Annotated in this window: 5 protein-coding genes; all 5 read right to left on the bottom strand. The window is 41.8% G+C overall.

Going from position 1 to position 6,000, the window contains the following annotated elements; genetic code table 11:
- Positions 1 to 427 (bottom strand): IS110 family transposase (locus tag IRQ78_RS14715; RefSeq protein ID WP_194442577.1); only part of this gene is annotated, 427 nt, incomplete at its 3' end.
- Between the two features lie 126 nt (positions 428 to 553).
- Positions 554 to 952: a GNAT family N-acetyltransferase gene (locus IRQ78_RS14710; RefSeq protein ID WP_054553144.1), complete on the bottom strand. Its 399-nt coding sequence runs from the start codon at positions 950 to 952 to the stop codon at positions 554 to 556.
- Positions 953 to 1,035: 83 nt separating this feature from the next.
- Positions 1,036 to 2,937, bottom strand: coding sequence for a peptidylprolyl isomerase (gene ppiD, locus IRQ78_RS14705; RefSeq protein ID WP_194442576.1), 1,902 nt, complete (start codon positions 2,935 to 2,937; stop codon positions 1,036 to 1,038).
- 158 nt (positions 2,938 to 3,095) lie between these two features.
- Complete coding sequence (locus IRQ78_RS14700; RefSeq protein ID WP_175580427.1) at positions 3,096 to 3,386, bottom strand: HU family DNA-binding protein; 291 nt, start codon at positions 3,384 to 3,386, stop codon at positions 3,096 to 3,098.
- A 197-nt stretch (positions 3,387 to 3,583) separates the two neighbouring features.
- Positions 3,584 to 5,944 carry an endopeptidase La gene (gene lon, locus IRQ78_RS14695; RefSeq protein ID WP_054553146.1) on the bottom strand — a complete coding sequence of 787 codons (2,361 nt, stop codon included), beginning with the start codon at positions 5,942 to 5,944 and terminating at the stop codon, positions 3,584 to 3,586.
- Positions 5,945 to 6,000 lie beyond the last annotated feature (56 nt).

Here is a 6,000-nt window from a genome sequence, read left to right as displayed (position 1 = left end):
ACAAGCCTCTGATTTGATTAGCCAGCTGTCGTTTCTGCTTTTCAGCTAACGCACGCATTCGCTCTATCGACTGTAAGCTTTGTTGTGCTTGTGTCAGTGATTTACACGGGCGAACATTGGGTGAGAAAGAAGCCGCAGCTATTGCAATAACATCATTTGCATCTGTTTTCTGGCCAACTCTAAATGCTTTGACAAATCGAGGATCTAGAATCACGACTTCATGACCAACACTACGCGCTTTACGTGCCCAATAATGAGCACCACCACACGATTCCATAACAACTTTACAACGAGGAGAAGTGGTGAGTATCGACAGTAACTCTTTTCTGCTCACCGCTTTATTACTTTGTAGGTTTTGATAAAAAAACTTACCGACTTGAAAAACATTTTTTGCCAAGTCGATGCTAATTAGGTTAAATTTTGACATGTATGGATTCCTTATTGGTAAAAGTAATTGTCCAATCTCTTTATACCGTACTCACCCTATTTGGGGGAGGAGTCCATACATCTCCTACTGAGTGATTCGATCACTCCCCTTGCAGCTTTACTCATATCAAAACTTTTTATACATCCCTTGGCTTTGTGGTGCGACAAACTTGTAGCCAAGCTTTTCGTAAAAGCCAGGTTTGTCAGCGACCATAGTGACGTAACTACCTTCATAAGCGGCAGATTCGATGTAGCGGTCAACATGTTCCATAATGACACGCCCTAACCCTTGCCCTTGATATTCAGGTGATACAGCAATATCAACCACTTCAAAATTACAGCCGCCATCACCAATAACGCGGCCCATGCCAATCAACTCATCGTTTTTACGAATACAAATAGCATAAAGAGAGTTTGGTAACCCCGCCTTTGCAGCCGCTAATGAACGTGCTGATAAGCCAGCTTTAAGGCGCATATCACAGTATTCTTCTGCGCTTGGTAGCTGCTCTATTAGACTGTACTCCATAAAAGCTCCTTATAACTTGCATTACCTTTAACGTTAACAAAAAAGGCGCCAGTAGGCGCCTTTTATTTAACTCAGTTTGCTAATTATTCAGCAGCTTGAGTCGCTTTTGGTACTTGCACTTCAGCTTGTGCTTTTAGTGCTGCAATAAATACCATGTAGTTTTTATTCACTTGAGCCATCGTGATGTTTTGCTTTTGTTGCTCATTAATCTCAACATCAGCTGCTGGATTAACTGCTTTTAGCGCGACAATTGCCGCATCGCCATTGTTTAGGTCAACAACTTCAACCTCTGGTGCACCTTGTGGGTGAGCCATTTTGAAAGCTTGTTGAACAATAGCTGGTGACACTGTGTAAGCTTGACGAGCAAGTGCAGCTTCTTGGCGTACTGTTAGGCCTTCAGCTTGTGCAACTTCGTTTAGGCTCTTACCAGCTTCGATCTCAGCGTATAGAGTGCGTGCTTTTTCTTTAGCAAGCTCAGATGCTTTTTGTGAAACTAACGTCGCTTTAATTTGCTCAGACACATCTGCTAGTGCTTTCGTAGTCGCAGCTTTGTGATCGTTTACACGAACAACAACAGCATGTTCATCACCTACTTCAATTACTTCTGAGTTCATGCGATCTTCTAACACTTCAGGTGAGAAAATAGCAGTAACAACTTGTGGGTTGTTTAGCGGCTCAGGTAATGCATTGCGAGTCACAAGTTCTGTTTTCTGCACTTCAACGCCTGCTGCTTCTGCTGCATCAATTAAAGTATCTGAAATTTCGAACGCAAGCTCACCCATTTGAGTTTGCTTTTCATAGAACGCATTAATTTTCTTAGTACGCTCAAGTTCAGCGCGAAGCTCATCTTTTACGTCAGCATATGGTTTAACTTGCTGTGTTTGAATATCAGTAAGTTTGATGATGTGATAACCAAACTCTGATTCTACAACGTCAGAAATGTCACCTTTGCTTTCAAGTGCATACGTTGCATCTTCAAACGCAGGATCCATCATGTCACGTTCAATCCAGTCTAGGTCGCCGCCCATTTCTGCACTCACTACGTCATCAGAAGATGACTCAGCTAGCTCAGCAAAATCAGCACCGTTTTGTAACTGCGTTAGTAGCTCTTCAGCTTTCGCTTTTGCTGCATCATCGTCTTCGCTGTTATCAATTAAGATGTGCGATACACGACGTTTTTCAGGCTCAACATATTGGGCACTGTTTTGATCATAGTAAGCTTTGATATCTTCTTCTGAAACACTTGAATCAAGCGTTAAGCTCGCTGCATTTAAGTCAATGTAGCTTACAGACACTTGCTCTGGTGCTAAGAATTGCGGTTGATTCAACTCATAGTAATCAGCAATTTCTTGCTCTGTTACTTCGATACCAGCTTGTAATGATTCTTTAGCAACAACTAAGTAATCAATACTGCGCGTTTGCTGTTGTAGAGCAACGCTGTTGTTTAATTCATTTTCTAAGATGAAATCTGTACCAGCAACGGCACCCACTAATTGGCTGCGTGTCATATCTTCACGTAAATATTCACGGAAAGCATCTGGTTGGAAATTCATTTGACGAATAACTTGTAAGTAACGGTCGTTGCTAAACTGGCCGCCTACTTGGAAGTAAGGCATTTCTAAAATTGCTTTACGAACACTTTCGTCGCTTACACGAAGACCTAATTCTGCCGCTAGTTGAGTTTGCAATTCTTGTTGTACTAAACGGTCGATTACGCCTTGGCGAATTTGTGCCATGTAATTTGGATCAGCAGCGATTTGTGCGAAGTATTCACCAAATTGTTGTTCTAAACGGTTACGTTCGTTTTGGTATGCACGGCTGAATTCGGTTTGGCTAATTTTAACTCCATTTACTTCTGCAACGGGTTGCTCTGTGGTTTGTCCTAAATAACCACCGATCCCAGCTAAAGCAAAAGATAAAATCACCGCGCCTAAAATAATTTTGGCTGCAGGTCCCTGCGAACCTTCTCTGATTTTCTCAAGCATTTATCTATCTCTATTCTGATCAGGTACAAATTAACCCTGCTCATGTAAAAAAAGCGTATCTTACCAGATACGCTTTTTCACTTGAAGTAACTGGTGATAAGTTACCTAAATTCAATTTAAGTGTGATTAGGTATCTCTCACCAACTAATCTTTAATGATTAGTTTACTGCGTCTTTCAGCGCTTTACCTGCTTTGAAAGAAGGAATGTTTGCTGCAGCAATCTGGATAGTCTCACCAGTTTGCGGGTTACGACCTGAACGCGCTGCACGCTCACGTACAGAGAAAGTACCAAAGCCAACTAGCGCTACTGAATCGCCATCTTTAAGAGCGCCTGAAACAGCCTCGATGAATGAATCTAGTGCACGACCTGCAGCCGCTTTAGAAATGTCAGCGTCAGCTGCGATTTGATCGATTAATTGAGATTTATTCACAATATCATCCTCTTTCATTGTTATTATCAAGAGCGATTGTTTTTATAAAAAATAACATCACTGTTTTGAAAATTTATGAGCAAATTAAGTTTATGCTCAGTTTATTATATTTTTCTCAACCCTAGGCCACATAAGGCCTAGGCTTGAAAACTAGTGCTTAACTTATCATACCCTTTGTATTTGAAAAGCCCCTAAATGCACTTTTTTGCGGTTTTTTACTGGTTTTTTTCAGTTTCGACAGAAAAACTCTCTACTGGGTGCTTCAAAGCCAGTTTTAAAACGTCATCAATCCATGTAACTGGGTGAATTTCAAGGCCCTCTAATACGTTGTCTGGGATCTCTTTTAAGTCACGTTCGTTAATTTTTGGAATAATTACGGTTTTAATTCCACCACGATGCGCTGCCAGTAGCTTTTCTTTTAAGCCACCAATTGGTAATACTTCACCACGTAATGTGATTTCACCTGTCATTGCTACATCTGAGCGCACTGGATTACCCGTTAAGCTCGATACCAAACCAGTTACCATGGCAATACCAGCACTTGGGCCATCTTTTGGTGTTGCACCTTCTGGCACGTGAACATGAATGTCACGTTTCTCATAGAAGTCGCTATTAATGCGAAGTTTTTCAGCACGATTACGAACAACCGTCATCGCAGCCTGAATTGACTCTTGCATTACATCACCAAGCGAACCTGTGTAAGTTAGCTTGCCTTTACCTGGTACAGCTGCTGATTCAATAGTCAGTAAATCACCACCTACTTCAGTCCACGCAAGACCCGTTACTTGGCCAATACGGTCACCGTCTTCAGCTTTACCATAATCAAAGCGTTGTACGCCTAAGAACTCTTCAAGGTTGTTATCGTCGATAAGGACCTTTTTAGTGTCTTTATCAAGCAGGATGTTTTTAACTGCTTTACGGCATAGTTTTGACACTTCACGCTCTAAGTTACGAACGCCCGCTTCACGTGTGTAGTAGCGGATAATGCCAATAATTGCGCTGTCAGCAATTTCAACTTCATGCTCTTTTAAACCATTGCGCTTAACTTGTTTTGGAATCAAGTGCTGTTTAGCAATGTTTAGCTTCTCGTCTTCGGTGTAACCCGAAAGGCGAATAACTTCCATACGGTCTAATAACGGACCTGGGATATTAAAGCTATTTGATGTTGCCACAAACATCACGTCAGATAGGTCGTAATCAACTTCTAAGTAGTGATCAGCAAAATGGCTGTTTTGCTCAGGATCAAGTACTTCAAGTAATGCTGATGCAGGGTCGCCACGCATATCTGATGACATCTTATCGATTTCATCTAATAAAAATAATGGGTTCTTTACGCCAACTTTAGTCATATTCTGGATTAACTTACCAGGCATAGAACCAATATAAGTACGACGGTGACCGCGGATTTCCGCTTCATCACGAACGCCACCTAATGCCATACGCACATATTTACGACCTGTAGAGCGTGCGATTGACTGACCAAGTGAAGTCTTACCTACACCAGGAGGACCGACTAAACATAAAATTGGGCCTTTAAGCTTATTAGTGCGCTGTTGTACCGCTAGATACTCAATAATACGCTCTTTAACTTTATCTAAGCCGTAATGGTCACTATCTAAAATCTTTTGTGCGCCAGCTAAGTCTTTTTTCACCTTAGAGCGTTTTTTCCAAGGTACATTGATTAGCGTATCAATATACGAGCGCACGACGGTTGCTTCCGCTGACATCGGCGACATCATTTTTAATTTAGATAACTCAGCGTTTGCTTTCTCTTGCGCTTCTTTAGGCATACCAGACTCTTCGATGCGTTTTTTAATTGCTTCGAATTCATCGGGTACATCATCAAGTTCGCCAAGCTCTTTTTGAATCGCTTTCATTTGCTCGTTGAGGTAATACTCACGCTGCGACTTTTCCATCTGCTTTTTCACGCGAGTACGGATTTTTTTCTCAACTTGCAGTAAGTCAATCTCGCCTTCCATCAGCGCCATTAAGTATTCAAGACGCTCAGTCACATCGGCAATCTCAAGCACTTTTTGCTTTTCAGGTACCTTAAGCGGCATGTGTGCTGCCATGGTATCAGCAAGACGCGCAGCTTCATCAATGCCAGACACAGAAGTAAGTACTTCAGGTGGGATCTTCTTATTAAGCTTTACATAGCCTTCAAATTGGCTAATTGCGCTGCGAATAAAGATATCTTGTTCTTGCTCGTCGATATGGCTTGATTCGATGAACTGTGCTTCAGCCACAAAGAAATCATCGTTATCTAAAAACGTTTCAACGCTTGCACGTTGTGTGCCTTCAACAAGCACTTTAACAGTGCCATCAGGTAACTTTAATAACTGAAGTACTGTGGCAATGGTGCCAACACGGTAGATATCATCTTGCTGCGGATCATCAACAGAGGCGTCTTTTTGCGCCACTAGGAAAATTTGTTTGTCCTTGTCCATCGCCGCTTCTAAGCATTTTATTGATTTTTCACGACCAACAAATAGCGGGATCACCATGTGTGGATAAACCACTACATCGCGCAGTGCCAACACGGGGATTTCGACTCGATCTGTTCTCTCAAGCGTCATTATATTCTCTTCGCACTTCATTTATTTTAAAGATTACTCAAGTATATGGGGATATG

This window comes from Pseudoalteromonas simplex, from assembly GCF_015278155.1.
Lineage (GTDB): Bacteria > Pseudomonadota > Gammaproteobacteria > Enterobacterales > Alteromonadaceae > Pseudoalteromonas > Pseudoalteromonas simplex.
This window is presented reverse-complemented; position numbering and strand designations above follow the sequence as displayed.